Genomic DNA, 14,271 nt, shown 5'->3' with positions numbered 1-14,271 from the left:
AGGTCTCCACCTTCCGGCCCCGGGCTTTGCGCTTCCGATGCGCTCCCCATGAAGCAGCCGCCGGGTCGTCGTCGAACGTGTGCGTCCTCGAATCCCACCCGGGCGACGTCGGGAGGGTCAGGCCGTGCGGCGGGCGCGCCGCAGGCGGACGAGCGCCGCGGCGTAGAGGACGGCCGCGAGCCAGTGGCCCACGAGCCCGACCCAGAGCACCACGAGCCCGACCGTCCGGCCGACGGCGCCGGCGTCGGCGAGCGGGGCCGACGCCGCGCCTCCTGATCCGCCGAACTGGTCCACGAGCGCCGCCGCGACCAGCACGAGCAGCAGTCCGACGAAGATCAGGGCCGTGCGGATCTTGCCGACCCAGGTCACGGGGAACGACGCCCCGGCGAGCACGAACAGCGCGTAGGCACTCAGCAGGAGGTCGGGCACGAGCAGCAGCGGCAGCACCGGCCAGGGCACGAGACCGCCGGCGACGAAGGCGATGACCACGACGATCACGGTGATGCGGTCGGCCACCGGGTCGAGCCACCTGCCGAGCTCGGACGTCGTGTTCGTCCGACGGGCGATGAACCCGTCGAGGAAGTCCGTGACGAAGACGACCGCGATGACGACCATCGCCGACCAGTAGTGCTGCCCGACGATCAAGACGAGGAACACCGGCAGCAGCAACAGCCGGGCCGCCGAGATGGCGTTGGGCACGGTGCGCCACTCGTCCTGCCGGAACAGCTTGTCGACGAGCGTCACGAGGCCCCCTCTGCACGGTCGCGCGGACGATCGGCACGGTCGCACCGATCACACCCGAGGAGGCGCGGCTCGCGCCCCCGAGATCGCTCCGAGTCTACGGGTGGTCGCCTCCGCCCCGCCGTCCCGGCCCCGGCTGCCCCGCCCTGCCCTGCCCCGCCCTGCCCTGCCTGCCCGCCCGCCACGCGACCCGGGCCGCGGGGCACCGCGTTTCGTGCACGGCACCGCGTCTAGACGAGGTGCCGTGCACGAAACGCGGTGCGCAGCGGCGGCGTCAGGCGGTGCCGTACAGCGCGTCGGGCAGCTCGCGCGTGAAGATCTCGGCGGTCTTCGGGCCGACGCCCTTGAGGTCGGTCAGCCGTCGGGTGAGCTCGGCCCGGTCGGCCGACGACCGCACGAGGTGGTTCACCGAGCCCCAGTCGGAGTCGACCCGGCCCATGACCTCGTGCAGCTCGTCGCTCATCACGTGGTCGATGCGCGCGTAGCTGCCCTCGTCGAGCAGCCGACGCAGCCCCTCGTGGTCGTGCTCCGCGAACCGCGCGGGACTGGTCAGCCCGTGGTCGATCAGCACCTGGTAGGTGTCGGCCGCCACCTCCTGCTGCACGGGGCGACCGAACAGGACGCTCGCGAGCAGCCAGCGGTAGAGCTGCTGCGGCGAGCCCGCACTCAGGTCGATGCCGAGGTCGGAGGGGTGCTTGACGTCGCTCATGCCGACCTGTCTACGCCCGGTGCGCGGCCCGGGTGACGCGACCCGCGCCTCCTCGCTTCGCCGGCACCGCGTTTCGTGCACGGCACCGCGTCTAGAGGCGATGCGGTGCACGAAACGCGGAACGGGGTCGGCGCCGCAGGTGACCGACTAGCGGTCGGCGTGCTGCAGCGTCGGGTAGTCCGTGTAGCCCTCGGCGCCGGCCGCGTAGAACGTGTCGGGGTTCGGCTCGTTGACCTCGTGGTCGCCCTGCCAACGCTCGACCAGGTCGGGGTTCGCGATGGCGAAGCGACCCACGGCGACGGCGTCGGCCTGGCCGTCCGCGACCTCGGCGATCGCCTCGTCACGCCTGGTGATCTGCCCGAAGCCGCTGTTCGCGATGAAGGCGCCGCCGAACCGGGTGCGGAGGTCCTGCACGAGCTCGCCGCGCAGGTCGGCCTGCAGGATGCTCAGGTAGGCGAGGCCGAGCGGAGCGAGTCCCTCGACGAGCGCGCGGTAGACGGCGGTCACGTCGGCGACGTCGGTCTCGACGACGTCCTGGATGTTGTGCATGGGCGACAGGCGGATGCCGACGCGACCGGCACCGATCGCCTCGGCCACGGCGGTCGCGGTCTCGATCGCGAGGCGGGCGCGGTTCTCGGGGCTTCCGCCGTACTCGTCCGTGCGCACGTTCGACACGGGCGAGAGGAACTCGTGCAGCAGGTAGCCGTTGGCGCTGTGGATCTCGACGCCGTCGAGCCCGGCCTCGAGCACGGCGCGCTTCGACGCGGCGACGATGTCGGCCGTGACCTGGCGCACCTCGTCGGTGGTGAGGGCGTGCGGCACCGGGAAGTCGACCTTGCCCGCGGCGGTGTGGACCTGGCCGTCGATGGCGACGGCGCTGGGGGCGACGATCCGGTCGGTGCGGGTGATGTCGGTGTGCGAGACGCGGCCGCCGTGCATGATCTGCATGACGATGGTGCCGCCCTCGGCGTGCACGGCGTCGGCGACGCGCTTCCAGCCGGCGACCTGCTCGTCGGTGACGATGCCGGGCTGGCCGTCGTAGGCCTTGGACTCCTGCGAGGGCCAGGTCCCCTCGGTCGTGATCAGACCGAAGGAGGCGCGCTGACGGTAGTGCTCCACCACGACGTCGCCCGGAACGCCGTCGTCGCCGGAGCGCAGACGGGTGAGGGGCGCCATGACGACGCGGTTGCGCAGCTCGAGCTGGCCGAAGGTGGCGGGAGAGAAGAGGTCCAAGGGTGGTCCTTCCGAACGATGACGCGCCCTCGGGCGGGGGCACCCGTGGGGCAACCGGGCGGCCGCCCGCGGCATTCCCCGACGCAGCGGATGCTCGGACCCCGGGGAGTCGCCGAAGGACGACGTCCCGCGCGGGTCGGGTCGCGCCGCCGCCTCAGGCCTGCCGGTCGAAGCCCGCCCGCACGGCGGCGATGTCGTCGTCGCCGTGGCCCCGGTCGGCGGCCGTCGCGTAGACGTCGGCCAGGGCCTCGATCAGCGTCGGGTCGAACGACGTGCCCCTCGCGGCCTCGCGCATCAGTCCGAGGTCCTTGCGGAGGCCGTCGAGCGCGAACTGCGCCGGGTACTCGCCGGCGATCATGGTCGCTCCCTTGAGGTGCGCGTACGGGGTGTCGGACTGGCCGCCTTCGATCGCGTCGAGGAAGAGCTGCGGGTCGAGGCCCAGGGCCTCGGTCAAGGCGAGCGACTGCGCGGTCGCGGCGGTGATGCTCGCGATCCAGGCGTTCGCGGCGAGCTTGAGCGCCGTGCCGTGCCCGACCGTGTCGCCCGCGACGACGGTCTTCGACCCCATCGCCTCGAGCACGGGCCGCACGACGTCGAGCAGCCCCGCCTCACCCGCCGCGAGCATGACCAGCTTCCCGGTCGCGGCCGGCTTCTTCGTCCCGAGCATCATCGCCTCGACGAGCCGCAGCCCCCGCTGGCCGGCGACCTCCACGACCCGGGCCGTGTCGGCTTCGCCGATCGTGCTGGCCTGCAGCCAGACCGCGTCGGGCCCGGTCGCCTCGGCCCCGTCGGCCATCACCTCGAGCACCGCGTCGCCGTCGAACAGCACGGTGACGACGACGTCCGCACCCTCGACCGCCTCGCGGACCGCGTCGACGACGGTCGCACCGTCGGCCGCGAGCGGCTCGGCCTTCGACCTCGTGCGGTTCCAGACCGTCACGTCGAACCCTTCGCGCAGCAGTGTGCCCGCCACGCCCTGACCCATGATGCCCGTCCCGAGCACAGCGACCTTCATGGCCCCGACGTTACGCCGGGGCCGGACCGGTGGCCCCGTCCGGGATCGGTCCGGGATCGGTCCGGGATCGGTCCGGCGGCGCCCGGTCACCCGCGGACGCCACACCCCGAGGCTGCCGCACCCACGGGCCGCGGGCCAGGGGTGAGGGGGCCGGACGATCGAGGGACGTGGGCACGCCCCTCGGCGACCGAACCGCCCCGCCGTCGACGGCCCGGCTCGCCCGCCCTCCTCACCCGCAGGCTCCGACCGACCACCCCGACCACCCGATTCGGGGAACAACGGGTGTCCCCCTCAGGGAGGATTGCCGCTCGGGGACCTGCCCCCTATCGTCGTAATCCGACCGAAACGGGACGACCGTCCTGTTCGGAGGGTGTCCCCGATCCCGAACGTCAGGGACCCGATCGAGGTGCGGCAGCGCAGCCGCACGCCGCAGCCGGCCCGAGTCCGCGACGGCCCGACGGCCCGCTCGACGAGCGGCCCGAAAGCCCGACGGCCCGATCCGTCGTCGCGCCCGCACGGACGCCCCGCCCCGCCCCGAACCTCCGAGACCACGACACCGACGACGAGACGACACGAGAGGACGACGACCATGGACGACGAGTCGGTCATCGACCGCCCCCGGCGCCTGTCGCTCGTCTTCGGCGCGGCTGCGGTCGCCTACGCCTTCTTCGCCGTGACGAGCATCGTCGGGGCCGGCACCTCGGTCGGGGTCGGACTGGTCGCCACGGTCGTCGCGACCGGCCTCTACGGGCTGTCGGCCCTCGTCTGGCTGGCCCTGGTGGTCGTGGCCGTCTCGGCGGCCCGGCGGTCACGACGACCGGGCGGGGTCGACGCGGCGAGCACGCGGTTCATCGGCGTGGCCCCACCGGTGGGCGGTGCCGTGCTGCTGGCCGCCGCCTACGTCGCGCGGATGAACGGACAACCGTTCTTGGGGGGCTTCGAGGCGATGGTGATCACGACCGCCGGCCTGGTCGTGCTGTCACGGCGGTTCACGGCCCTCGGCTTCGGGTCTGCCGAGAGCGTGGATCAGCGCCAGTCGTCGGGCGGCGGCGGCGCGTCGTCGTAGGGGTCGAACGGGGCGTCGGAGGGCAGATCGTAGAGATCGTCGCCCGGGACCTCGGGCACCTCGTCGACCGCGACCGGTGCCGCCGACCGCGGGGCACGGCCCACGATCGGACCGGACGCCCGGGCCGACCGGGCAGGACGGGCCGTGGACCCGCCCGTCGGGGCCGACGACGGCGTCGGGGACGCCCCGGCGGCCGCCGCCTCGGCCGGTGCCGTGCCGCCCACGACGGCGAGCACCTGCTGACCGTAGGTGTCGAGCTTCTTCTGGCCGACGCCGCTGATGCCGGCGAGCTCGTCGAGCGAGCCGGGCCGCTCGGACGCGATGCCCCGCAGGGTGACGTCACCGAACACGACGTAGGCGGGCACGCCCTGGGCCCGGGCGACGCCGGCGCGCCACTCTCGCAGCGTCTCGAACAGGGCCGCGTCGTCGCCCGTGAGCTCGGCGGCACCCCGCGACGAGCCCCGGCCGGACCCGGCCGAGCCGCCTCGTGCCCGAGCCGCACGGGCCGGCCGGTCGGGCTCGCGCCGCAGCCGGACGGTGCGTCCGCCGGACAGCACCTCGGCCGCCGCGTCGGTGAGCAGCAAGGTGCCGTAGCCGTCGGGCGAGACGGCCAGCAGCCCCTGGGCGAGCAGCTGCCGCACGACGCCGCGCCACTCGACGTCACCGAACTCGGTGCCGATGCCGAAGGTCGACAACTGGTCGTGCCGGTTCTGGACGACCTTCGGGGTCGACTTGCCGAGCAGGATGTCGACGATCTGGCCCGCACCGAACTGCTGGTTGCGTTCGCGCTTGAGTCGGACCACCGTCGAGAGCAGCTTCTGGGCGGGCACGGTGCCGTCGAGCGACTGCGGCGGGGTGAGGCACGTGTCGCAGTTGCCGCACGGCGTGCTCGCCTGGCCGAAGTAGCCGAGCAGTTGCACCCGCCGGCACTCGACCGTCTCGCAGAGGGCGAGCATGGCATCGAGGTGGGCGCTGAGCTTGCGGCGGTGCTCGGCGTCGCCCTCTGACTGGTCGATCATGCGGCGCTGCTGCACCACGTCTTGCAGCCCGTAGGCCAGCCAGGCCGTCGAGGGCAGTCCGTCACGACCGGCACGACCGGTCTCTTGGTAGTAGCCCTCGACCGACTTCGGCAGGTCGAGGTGCGCGACGAACCGCACGTCGGGCTTGTCGATGCCCATGCCGAAGGCGATGGTGGCGACCATGACGATGCCCTCGTCACGGAGGAACCGCGACTGGTTGCGTGCGCGCGTCCCGGCGTCGAGACCCGCGTGGTACGGCAGGGCCGCGATGCCCTGTTTCACGAGGAACTCGGCCGTGCTCTCGACCGACTTGCGCGAGAGGCAGTAGACGATGCCGGCGTCGCCGTCGTGCTCGGCGCGGATGAAGCGCAGCAGTTGTTGCTGCGGGCCGTCTTTCGCCTCGATGCGGTACTGGATGTTGGGCCGGTCGAAGTCGGCGACGAAGTGTCGCGCGTCGTCGAGGTCGAGGCGCCGCGAGATCTCGCGGTGGGTGGTCTCGGTGGCGGTCGCCGTCAGGGCGATGCGCGGCACCTCGGGCCAGCGCTCGTGCAGCACCGAGAGCTCGAGGTAGTCGGGGCGGAAGTCGTGCCCCCACTGGGCCACGCAGTGCGCCTCGTCGATGGCGAAGAGCGAGACGTGGCCGCGGTCGAGCAGCGACTTGGTCGAGTCGAGCTTCAGCCGTTCGGGGGCGAGGTAGAGCATGTCGAGCTCGCCCGTGACGAAGGCCTGCTCGACGGCACGGCGGCTGTCGGGGTCTTGCGTCGAGTTGAGGAACGCCGCCCGGACGCCGACCGCCTCGAGGGCGTCGACCTGGTCTTGCATCAGTGCGATGAGCGGCGAGACGACGATGCCCGTGCCGTCACGGACGAGGGCCGGCACCTGGTAGCAGAGCGACTTGCCGCCACCCGTGGGCATGAGCACGAGGGCGTCGCCGCCCTGGACCACCTGGTCGATGATCTGCGCCTGTTGACCGCGGAACTCGTCGTAGCCGAACACGCGGTGCAGCACGTCGAGGGCGGCGGCGGGCGCGTCGGGGGCCAGGGCGGGCGAGGCGGGTGGGGTCACGCGACGAGTCTACGAGCGGGCACCGACGTGGTCAGCCGACCCGCGCCTCCTGGGGACGGTCGTCGGACGCGGGCGGGCTGGGGACGAGGGATTCGGAGCGGACCGTCACGAGCCCCGAGCGCCGAGACGCCCGCAGCACCAGCCAGACGTAGAGCGGCGTCGACACCACGGTCACCGCGAGCGCGAGCGGGCTGCCGTCGCTCGACTCGACGCCCGCGTACGGCGCCGACAGCAGGAACAGCACGGTGTTGTTGAGCACGTGCGCCACGATCGCCGCCTCGAGCCCGCCCGTGCGCCAGGTCAGGTAGGCCGCGGCGACGCCGAAGACGGCGACGTCGAGCATGCCCCACGCGTTGTAGTCGTGCCCGAGGGCGAACCCGACCGTGGGCAGCAGGATCGCCGCGATCGGGTACCGCAGCCACGAGCCGATCGTCTGCATGGCGAGACCTCGGAAGGCGTACTCCTCGGCGGTCGCCTGCAGCGGCGTGACGACCAGGATGACGACGACGGCCCAGACCAGCGTGTCGGCCGGCGTGGTGACCGGGCCGGGGCTGATCGGCTCGCCCGAGAGGGGCGGCACCACGAGGTAGCTGAGACCCACGGTCAGCGCCATGAACGCCAGCCCCGGCACGATGCAGCGCGCGAGCCAGCGCCAGCGCAGCCGCCCTGCGACGCTCGACAGTCGACCGACGGCACCGGGGCCGACGATCAGGGTGCCGAGCATGATCGCCGGCAGCATGACCGCGATCGAGGCGAGCGTCGTGAAGAGCACGAGCGGGTCGGCCGCGGCCAGTGCGTCGCCGTCGATGCCGCGCTGCAGTCGGGCGGCGGCCTCGGGGCCGCCCACGGCCGTGGTCGCACCGAGGACTCCCACGTAGACCACGACCGACGCGAGCAGGTACGTCACGGCCGCGACGACCGCGGCGAGCAGGGGCTTCCACCAGCGGTACGAGGGCAGCGACCGGAACAGGCGGTGGTAGGCGAACGTCGTCACGCCACGAGAGTACGGGAGGCGCGGCGCCGGACCCCGGGACGCCACGAGGACGCGGCGCCGGACCGCGACGGCACGAGGAGGCGCGGCGCCGGTCGGTCGCCGGTCGCGCGCCCCGGGCGGGCCGGCGGGGGCACCACGAACCGGACGCCGCACCACGGGGTCCCGTGGTGCGGCGTCCGGTCGACGGTGCGCTGCGGTGCCCGGTGGGCGTCAGCCCTCGCGGGACGTCGTCGTCTCGCGGAGACGACGACGACGGGTGACGACCAGCGCCGACCCTCCGGCCAGCATCAGGGCGAGCGCGGCGAGGGCGGCGAGGCCCAGGCCGTCCTGGCCCGTGAAGGCCAGTGAACCGTCCGCGTCACGCACCGTGCCGGCGGGCGTGGTGCCGGGGCCGACGCCCGAGCCCGTGCCGGGCGTGGTGCCGGGGACGGTGCCACCGGGGGTCGTCACCGGAGGCGTCGTGCCCGGGTCGGTCGGGTCGGTCGGGTCGGTCGGGTCGGTCGGGTCGGTCGGGTCGACCGGCGCCGCGGCCACGGCGGCGAGCGACACGGGCGCCGTGAAGGTCGTCCCCGTCTCGGCGACGGTGAACAGCAGCTGGCGGGTCTGCGCGGCCGAACCGGCGGCGATCTCGGGGATCGTCACGGTCAGGGCGGCCTGCCCCTGCTCGTCGGTGGTCGACACGACGGTGCCGTCGATCGTGGCGGAACCGACCTCGACGCCGTCCAGGGTCGCGGTCACGGTGCCGGTCGTCGGGCCGCCGTTGCTGAACAGCAGCGACGACAGCGAGTAGTCGACGGTGTCGCCGGCCTCGTAGCCCCCCTCGGGGGCCACGGGTGCGGTGACGCCGACGGCCCGCTGGGCGAGGTCGGGCGAGACCGACGGGTTCGCCGCGAAGTAGTCCACCTGGCTCTGCAGGTCGACCTTGCCGCTGTCGGCCTTGGCCGAGGCGCCGTTGAGGGCGGTGAAGTTGTCGCCGCCCGAGGCCAGGAACGAGTTGACCGTCACCTCGTAGGTCGCGGCCTCGTCGAGCGGGGCGCCCTCGAAGGTGATGTCGCCGACGTGCGACCCGGCGGGCGCCGCGGGGTCGTAGGTGTAGGTCAGCCCCGCCGAGACGCCGAGCTTGAGGAACGGACGGGACGACCCCGCGGGCTGCCACTGCTGCTCGAGCGTCTGCCGGAGCTGTGCTCCGGTCAGCGTCGAGACGACCAGGGTGTTGGCGAACGGCTGGACGGCGGCGGCCTCCTGGAAGGTCACGCGGCCGTCCGGGTCGACGGTCGTGTCACCGCTCGAGGCGAACTTCAGGTCGGCGCGGAGGCCGCCGGGGTTCATGAGGGCGATCTGCGCACCGTTCTCGACCGTGGCCGCGAGCTGGGCGTCGGCGACCAGGTTGCCGAGGGTCGACTCGCCTCCTCGGTTCTCGGAGCCGTCGAGCTGCTTGGCGCGCAGCAGGTCGCCGGTGATGGTGCCGACGGGCTTGCGGCCCTCGACGGCGGCGACGGCCTCGGCGTCACGGACGATGCCCGCGACCGTCGGGTCGGGCTCGGCCGACTGGTAGAGCGGCACGAGCGAGCTCGTGACGGTCGCCTCACCGGTCGAGTCGTCGTACTGGACGACGAGGTGGCTCAGGTTGGCGCCGTAGCTGCCGGTCTGGACGACGGGGCGCGGTTTCGTGCCCCCGGTCGGGACGATGTCGGTGAAGTCGTAGGTCTGGTGCGTGTGCGCCGAGAGGATGGCGTCGACCGAGGGCGAGACGTTCTTCGCGATGTCGGCGAACTCCGAGTCGCCGGTGGCGTCCGATTCCGCCGCCGACGCGTTGCCCTCGTGCACGAGCAGGACGATGACGTCGGCCTCGCCGTTGGCGTCGGTCTCGACGCCGTCGGTCAGCTCGGCCGCGGCGTCGTTGACGGAGTCGACGATGTCGCGGAACTCGAGGCCCTCGACGCCGGCCGGGCTCACGAGCTCGGGCATCAGCTCGGTGATGGCGCCGACGAAGCCGACGCGGACGCCGTCGACGTCCTTGACGAAGTAGGGGTCGTAGGCGCGCTCACCGGTCGACGTCCGGTAGATGTTGGCGTTGACGTAGGGGAAGTCGCTGTTCGCCGTGACGCGACCGTTGAAGTCGTCCTGCCCCTTGTCGAACTCGTGGTTGCCCGGCGTGCTCACGTCGAGGCCCATGGCGTTGAGCGCGTCGAGGGTCGGCTCGTCGTCCTGGATGAACGAGGTGAAGGTCGACGCCCCGATGTTGTCCCCCGACGAGACGAACAGGGTGTTGCCGGGGTTCGCCGCCCGGAACTCGTTCACCTTGCCGGCCATGACGGCGGCACCGGCGGTCGGTGACGACTCTTGCGCGAGGCGACCGTGGAAGTCGTTGATGCCGAGGATGTCGATGGTCGTCGTCGCGGCCTGCGCGGGGACGGCGGTCAACGTGCCGAGGCAGAGGGCGCTGACGGCGACGCCGACGAGGGCGGCACCGCGGACGCGCCGCCGGCCTCCCGTCGGGGTGGACTCGGGTGACGGGGGGCTGGTGCGCATGGGCGTCGGGGCTCCTGGGGAAGACGGGTCGGTCGTGACGGCACCCCCCGAGAAGGGGGCACCGCACACGACCATAAGTTCTCGCCGGGAACCCGACAAGAGTCCGCCGAAGATCGTCACATGTTGTTCATCCGGCGACGGTCGGGCACCCGACGAGCGACCGCCACGCCGGGGCCGACCAGCCCGCCTCAGTCGGCGATCAGCCGCTTCCCCATGCCGAACGCGTCGTCGACCGAGTACCCCAGGTGCTCGTAGAACGCCCGCACCCGTTCGTTGCCGCTGCGCACCTGGAAGTTCGCCTTCGGGCACCCCAGGGCGACCAGCAGGCGTTCCACCTCGGCCATGAGCTGACGCCCGAAGCCCTGGCCCTGGCGGTCCGGGTCGACGGCGACGTAGTAGACCCAGCCCCGGTGGCCGTCGTAACCGGCCATGGCGGTGGCGACCAGCGCCTCCTCGTCGTCCACGCCGACCAGGAACAGCTCGCGCTGGACCGTCAGCTTGCGTTCGATGTCGCGTCGCGGGTCGTTCCAGGGACGGGTGAGGCCGCAGCGCTCCCAGAGCGCCACGACGGTCTCGGTGTCGGCTTCGTCGAAGGGTCGGATCTGCATGCCTCGACCCTGCCAGACCCCGGAGCCGAGGAGGCGCGGCGCCGGTCGCGAGCGCCCCGCACCGCCTCGGGCCCCTCGCGTCGTGGCCCCAGGGGCCTCGCGTTAGGGTGGGTCGTCGTCCGAGCCGCGGGCGTCAGGAGGGGGTCCACCCGTGACCGACGCTCGTCGCCGTCTCGCCGTCCTGGGGTCGCCGATCGAGCACTCCCTGTCGCCCGTGCTGCACCGCACGGCCTACGAGCACCTCGGCCTGCCGTACGACTACGACCGCGTCGAGGTGACCTCGGGCGGGCTCGCCGCCTTCGTCGACGGCCTGGACGCGAGCTGGCGCGGGCTGAGCCTGACGATGCCGCTCAAGCGCGAGGTGCTGCCCCTGCTCGACACGGTCTCGCCGCTGGCGGCACGGCTCGGCGTCGCGAACACCGTCGTGATCGACGACGACGGTCGTCGGCACGGGCACAACACCGACGTCGACGGCATCGTCCGCACCGTCGAGGGGTTCCACGACGCGCGACCCGCGGCGGCGACGATCCTCGGCGGGGGCGCGACGGCCCTGTCGGCCATGGCCGCGGCGTGGGACCTCGGCGCCCGCTCGTTCTCCATCCACCTGCGCAACCCCATGCGGGCCGGCGAGCTGACGTCGCTCGCGGGCGAGCTCGGGGCCGACGTGATGATCGCGCCCCTCACCGAGCTGCCGTCGCTCGGGCCGCTCGACTTCGTCATCAGCACGCTGCCCGGTGGCGCGGCCGACGACCTGCACCTCCGCCCGAGCAGCGCCTCGTCGGTCCTCTTCGACGTCGCGTACGAGCCGTGGCCGACCCGGCTCGCGTCCCGCTGGCTGTCCGACGGCGGCCTCGTCTTCAACGGCCTCGACATGCTCGTCGAGCAGGCACTGGGCCAGGTGCGACTCTTCTCCGGCCTCGCCCAGGACGAGCCGGTGGCCGACGAGGCCGTCCTGCGCGAGGCGATGCGCGCCTCCGTCGGCTTGCCGGTGTCGGGGCGCTCCGCGACCGACAGCGTGGTGGGCTGACCGTGGCCGCACCGTCGCCGGTGTCGATCGGCCGCCTCGTGCTCGGCAGCGGACGCCCCGCGGTCTGCGTGCCGCTGGTCGCCCGCACCGCCGACGCCCTCGTCGAGGACGCCTCGGCGCTCGACGCCGACACCGCAGAGCTGGTCGAACTGCGCATCGACTTCGTCGACGCCGCCTTCGTCGCCGCGCCCGACCCCGACGGTCCCGCGAGCACCGGCACCCGGTCGACCGGGCACGCCGACCTCGACCTGGTGGCCGACGTCGTCCGGCGGGTGCGCGGGTCGCTCGACGCCGACCTGCCGCTGCTCTTCACGCTGCGCACCGGTTCGGAGGGCGGCGAACGCGACGTCGCCCCGGCCACCTACGACGCCGTGCTGCGTTCGGCGATCGGCACCGGCCTGGTCGACGCGGTCGACGTCGAGATGTACACCGACCCCGACCTGCTGGGCGGGCTGGTCGACGCGGCCCACGACGCCGGCCTCGTCGTCGTGATGTCGTCGCACGACTTCAGCGGCACCCCCGCGCAAGGCGAGATCGTCTCACGCCTGCTCGAGCAGCAGGAGAACGGCGCCGACGTGGTCAAGTTCGCCGCCATGCCCTCGAGCACGGACGACGTGCTGACCGTGCTGCGGGCCACGGCCGAGTTCCGCGCCGGGGCCGGACTCGTGCCCGCGATCACCATGTCGATGGGGCCCCTGGGGGTCCTCTCACGACTGGCGGGCGAGACGTTCGGGTCGTGCGTCACGTTCGGGTCGGTGGGGGCGACGAGCGCTCCCGGCCAGGTGCCGGCGGTGGGGCTGCGCGCGGCGCTCGAGCTGGTGCACGCGGCGCGACAGGGCTGACCGGACCGGTCGACGACGGGCGGAGCAGGGCTCCGGAGGCCCGGCCGTCGGGGCGTCCACCACCGGGAGACGAGCGACGGACGTCGCTCTACGGGACCACCACGGCGGTCGGGCCCACCGGAGTCCGAACAGAGTAGCGGGCGGTCGCGCGGCCTCGGAACCCCCCGGCGCCAGGTGGGCGCCCCGGACGTCGGGCCCGATGCGGTGCCATCCTGTGTCGATGGGTTCTCACATCGTCATCATCGTCGGCGTCACCGTGCTGCTGCTCGCGCTGTGGATCTACACGGCGACGACCATCTTCTCGTCGCGGGGGCTCACCTCGGGTGGCAAGACCGGCTGGGCCGTGTTCTCGTTCGTCCTGCCGCTGATCGGCCCCCTCGCCTGGCTGGTCTACGGCAAGGCCGCCGCCGACCGCTCGGCCGCGGACTGGACCGAACCGCGCCTCTGACGGCGCTCGGTCAGGCGGGCCCCGGGTACTGGCGCTCGCCGCCCGTGTCGAACCGCTCGCCCGAGGCGCGCGACGGCAGCAGCGACATGACGAGCAGGGTGAGCCAGCCCAGCACCGGCAGCAGGTAGAAGAGCACGTACCAGGCGGTGAAGCCCCCGTCGTGCAGACGCCGCGACTGCAGCGCGACGGTCGGCAGGAAGCTCACGACCGACCACAGCACGACGACGACGCCCTGGGGGTCGATGTAGGTCCAGTCGCCGTCGTCACCGCCGGCCCAGGTCGACGTGCCGCCGCTGCCCGTGGCCCAGGCCTGCAGCGCCCCCTGGAACACGAGGGAGATGACGAACCACCACCAGTACTCGCTGCGACTCGCCCGCCCGTGGAACGTGGCGTACTTCCGCCAGAACCGGACGACGGCGACCTTCGGCGAGGCGCGGTGGTACGGCTGGTCGAGGGGCACGGGGCCGACGGCTCCGGTCATGGGGACTCCTGCGGGCTCGGGTGACGGGCGTCACCATCCTCTCAGCGCATCCGGCCCGTCGTGGCCGCCCGGCCCGGCCCGTCGGTACTGTGGGGCCCGCCGACCTCGCGTCGGCGCAGCCGCCCACCCGGGGCGACGCAGGACGAAGGAGACCCCATGAGCATCGGCGGCGGAATTGCCTTGATCGTGATCGGCGCGGTCCTCGCGTTCGCTCTCGACTTCCAGGTCGCAGGCATCGACATCCAGCTGATCGGCTACATCCTCATCGGGGCCGGCGTGCTCGTGACGATCCTCGGCATCGTCTTCGCGTCGCGTCGTCGCTCGACCGTGTCGACCACCCGCAGCGCGGTCGACCCGGCCACGGGCGAGCGCGTCGAGCGCCGCTCGACCGACCGCGACCCGCTGGTCTGATCCCCCGGGTCGGACGCGACCCGAGAACGCAGGAGGCGCGGTGCCGGCTGGCACCGCGCCTCCCGTGTGTCGAGGCCGTG

14 protein-coding genes are annotated in these 14,271 nt (G+C 73.1%); 5 read left to right on the top strand and 9 right to left on the bottom strand.

The window, feature by feature from the left end; translation table 11 throughout:
* Positions 1-117: 117 nt before the first annotated feature.
* The 4 genes from AC3CCI_RS09065 to AC3CCI_RS09050 form a co-directional block, all read right to left on the bottom strand.
* The gene (locus tag AC3CCI_RS09065) at positions 118-744 is read right to left on the bottom strand and encodes a CDP-alcohol phosphatidyltransferase family protein (RefSeq protein ID WP_488626943.1); all 627 of its coding nucleotides are present in this window, start codon (positions 742-744) and stop codon (positions 118-120) included.
* Positions 745-1,015: 271 nt separating this feature from the next.
* A complete protein-coding gene (locus AC3CCI_RS09060) occupies positions 1,016-1,450 on the bottom strand; it encodes a hypothetical protein (RefSeq protein WP_488626942.1) in 435 nt (144 codons plus the stop codon).
* 147 nt (positions 1,451-1,597) lie between these two features.
* On the bottom strand, positions 1,598-2,683 hold the full coding sequence (locus AC3CCI_RS09055; RefSeq protein ID WP_488626941.1) for an alkene reductase: 1,086 nt from the start codon (positions 2,681-2,683) through the stop codon (positions 1,598-1,600).
* 154 nt (positions 2,684-2,837) lie between these two features.
* Positions 2,838-3,788, bottom strand: a complete 951-nt coding sequence (locus AC3CCI_RS09050) for an NAD(P)-dependent oxidoreductase (RefSeq protein WP_488626940.1) — start codon at positions 3,786-3,788, stop codon at positions 2,838-2,840.
* A gap of 499 nt (positions 3,789-4,287) precedes the next feature.
* Between AC3CCI_RS09050 and AC3CCI_RS09045 the strand changes: the two genes are divergently transcribed.
* A complete protein-coding gene (locus AC3CCI_RS09045; protein ID WP_488626939.1) occupies positions 4,288-4,764 on the top strand; it encodes a hypothetical protein in 477 nt (158 codons plus the stop codon).
* On the opposite strand, the gene recQ is transcribed toward AC3CCI_RS09045, so the two are convergent.
* The 4 genes from recQ to AC3CCI_RS09025 all read right to left on the bottom strand — a co-directional run bounded on the left by recQ (position 4,725) and on the right by AC3CCI_RS09025 (position 10,982).
* The gene (recQ, locus tag AC3CCI_RS09040; protein ID WP_488626938.1) at positions 4,725-6,848 is read right to left on the bottom strand and encodes a DNA helicase RecQ; all 2,124 of its coding nucleotides are present in this window, start codon (positions 6,846-6,848) and stop codon (positions 4,725-4,727) included. The genes AC3CCI_RS09045 and recQ overlap by 40 nt on opposite strands.
* 31 nt (positions 6,849-6,879) lie before the next feature.
* The gene (locus AC3CCI_RS09035) at positions 6,880-7,842 is read right to left on the bottom strand and encodes a CPBP family intramembrane glutamic endopeptidase (protein ID WP_488626937.1); all 963 of its coding nucleotides are present in this window, start codon (positions 7,840-7,842) and stop codon (positions 6,880-6,882) included.
* Positions 7,843-8,052: 210 nt separating this feature from the next.
* Positions 8,053-10,374 carry a bifunctional metallophosphatase/5'-nucleotidase gene (locus tag AC3CCI_RS09030; RefSeq protein ID WP_488626936.1) on the bottom strand — a complete coding sequence of 774 codons (2,322 nt, stop codon included), beginning with the start codon at positions 10,372-10,374 and terminating at the stop codon, positions 8,053-8,055.
* A gap of 188 nt (positions 10,375-10,562) precedes the next feature.
* Positions 10,563-10,982 (bottom strand): GNAT family acetyltransferase, encoded by a 420-nt coding sequence (locus tag AC3CCI_RS09025; protein ID WP_488626935.1) that lies wholly within the window; start codon positions 10,980-10,982, stop codon positions 10,563-10,565.
* Between the two features lie 151 nt (positions 10,983-11,133).
* On the opposite strand from AC3CCI_RS09025, the gene AC3CCI_RS09020 reads away from it, so the two are divergent.
* The 3 genes from AC3CCI_RS09020 (at position 11,134) to AC3CCI_RS09010 (ending at position 13,299) form a co-directional block, all read left to right on the top strand.
* Positions 11,134-12,009, top strand: coding sequence for a shikimate dehydrogenase (locus tag AC3CCI_RS09020; protein ID WP_488626934.1), 876 nt, complete (start codon positions 11,134-11,136; stop codon positions 12,007-12,009).
* A 2-nt stretch (positions 12,010-12,011) separates the two neighbouring features.
* Positions 12,012-12,851: a type I 3-dehydroquinate dehydratase gene (gene aroD, locus AC3CCI_RS09015; protein WP_488626933.1), complete on the top strand. Its 840-nt coding sequence runs from the start codon at positions 12,012-12,014 to the stop codon at positions 12,849-12,851.
* 220 nt (positions 12,852-13,071) lie between these two features.
* Entirely contained in the window at positions 13,072-13,299 is a 228-nt protein-coding gene (locus tag AC3CCI_RS09010; RefSeq protein ID WP_354595076.1) for a PLDc N-terminal domain-containing protein, read from the top strand.
* Positions 13,300-13,309: 10 nt separating this feature from the next.
* Here AC3CCI_RS09010 and AC3CCI_RS09005 read toward each other — a convergent pair whose 3' ends face one another.
* The gene (locus tag AC3CCI_RS09005) at positions 13,310-13,780 is read right to left on the bottom strand and encodes a DUF805 domain-containing protein (protein ID WP_488626932.1); all 471 of its coding nucleotides are present in this window, start codon (positions 13,778-13,780) and stop codon (positions 13,310-13,312) included.
* Between the two features lie 156 nt (positions 13,781-13,936).
* Between AC3CCI_RS09005 and AC3CCI_RS09000 the strand changes: the two genes are divergently transcribed.
* Positions 13,937-14,191, top strand: coding sequence for a DUF6458 family protein (locus AC3CCI_RS09000; RefSeq protein WP_354595078.1), 255 nt, complete (start codon positions 13,937-13,939; stop codon positions 14,189-14,191).
* Positions 14,192-14,271: the final 80 nt, after the last annotated feature.

The sequence above is a fragment of the Frigoribacterium sp. CF331 genome (assembly GCF_057787905.1).
Note: the sequence above shows the minus strand (reverse complement) of the source record. Positions and strands in the feature narration are given on the sequence as shown.

Excerpts from the sequence above, each read along its gene's own strand:
- AC3CCI_RS09025 (WP_488626935.1), bottom strand. The coding sequence starts at position 10,982 with ATGCAGATCCGACCCTTCGACGAAGCCGACACCGAGACCGTCGTGGCG.
- AC3CCI_RS09005 (WP_488626932.1), bottom strand. The coding sequence starts at position 13,780 with ATGACCGGAGCCGTCGGCCCCGTGCCCCTCGACCAGCCGTACCACCGC.
- AC3CCI_RS09045 (WP_488626939.1), top strand. The coding sequence starts at position 4,288 with ATGGACGACGAGTCGGTCATCGACCGCCCCCGGCGCCTGTCGCTCGTC.
- AC3CCI_RS09010 (WP_354595076.1), top strand. The coding sequence starts at position 13,072 with ATGGGTTCTCACATCGTCATCATCGTCGGCGTCACCGTGCTGCTGCTC.
- AC3CCI_RS09000 (WP_354595078.1), top strand. The coding sequence starts at position 13,937 with ATGAGCATCGGCGGCGGAATTGCCTTGATCGTGATCGGCGCGGTCCTC.
- AC3CCI_RS09030 (WP_488626936.1), bottom strand. The coding sequence starts at position 10,374 with ATGCGCACCAGCCCCCCGTCACCCGAGTCCACCCCGACGGGAGGCCGG.
- AC3CCI_RS09060 (WP_488626942.1), bottom strand. The coding sequence starts at position 1,450 with ATGAGCGACGTCAAGCACCCCTCCGACCTCGGCATCGACCTGAGTGCG.